We start from the raw sequence: 998 nt of genomic DNA, 5'->3' as shown, positions 1-998 counted from the left end.
AACCCGTTGGGTGTAATTAAATTATTTGATTCTTAATATTGTTTATTGGTCTATCAAAAATAAATTTATTGATGAATTGAACCAATGTTAATGCTGTTATTTTTGCTAAAATCCGTGTTTTAAATCCTTGAAAAGATTTAGCATAATTGTTTCTAATTTTGAATTGGTCACACAATTGTGAAAATAATGTTTCAATTCTTTTTCTTGATTTTCTAAAGATATAAGCCTGTGGTTTATAGTCTTTCTGATTTTTCCTTTTAGGCGTTTCTAATTTAATATTTACTGTTTGAAATAAATCCAATTGAATAGTCTTTGATAAATAACCTCTATCTCCAAGTAACACACAATCAGACATTTGTTGTTTTATGTTTTTCAAAAAATGAACATCGTGAACTTCTGCTTTTGTAATATCTAATGAATGAAAAATACCTGATATAGAACAAACTCCGTGAAGTTTATACCCATAAAACCAAGTGTTTTGTGAAGCACAAAATCCTTTTGATGGAGCTGTTTCAAACTCTTTTTTACAGATTTTAATTCTTCGATGACGAGCAAATTTGCAAATCTCTAAAGGCATACTGTCAACAATAAAATAATCTTCAAACTCCAAAAAACGAGACGCTAATTTTAATCGAACTTGTTCTGTAAACAAAAACAATTTTCTTCTTCTTTTATTGAACTGACTTCGCTCAATTAAATTTGGAATTTGATTAGCATCAATTGATTTAAACAATGAGTTTTCACTGTCAATTGACATAAATTCAGCCGTTAAACTAAGTGCAACTACTTCTAAATCAGACATTTTTTGATTTCGACCGACGCCTGATTTATATTCTAATTCACAATTCAAAGAACTTATAACTTCTAAAACCCTTAAATAATTTTTTATTATATTTGACATAGATATTGTTTGTTTTGCGACTTCAAGATACTGAATTTCAGTATCTTGAGCAATATCTAATCAATATTTTTTATTTAAATAATTACACCCAACGGGT

General features: G+C 27.7%; 1 protein-coding gene. It reads right to left on the bottom strand.

The annotated features are described in order from the left end of the window. Positions 1-16 precede the first annotated feature (16 nt). The gene (locus B0A57_RS11975) at positions 17-901 is read right to left on the bottom strand and encodes an IS982 family transposase (RefSeq protein WP_016361996.1); all 885 of its coding nucleotides are present in this window, start codon (positions 899-901) and stop codon (positions 17-19) included. Positions 902-998 lie beyond the last annotated feature (97 nt).

The sequence above is a fragment of the Flavobacterium psychrophilum DSM 3660 = ATCC 49418 genome (assembly GCF_002217405.1).
GTDB classification, from domain to species: domain Bacteria; phylum Bacteroidota; class Bacteroidia; order Flavobacteriales; family Flavobacteriaceae; genus Flavobacterium; species Flavobacterium psychrophilum.
The sequence above is the reverse complement of the archived record's forward strand: the minus strand, read 5'-3'. Positions and strand labels throughout refer to the sequence as shown.

Bases quoted from the DNA above. Each gene is read 5' to 3' on its own strand.
- B0A57_RS11975 (WP_016361996.1), bottom strand. From the start codon at position 901: ATGTCAAATATAATAAAAAATTATTTAAGGGTTTTAGAAGTTATAAGT.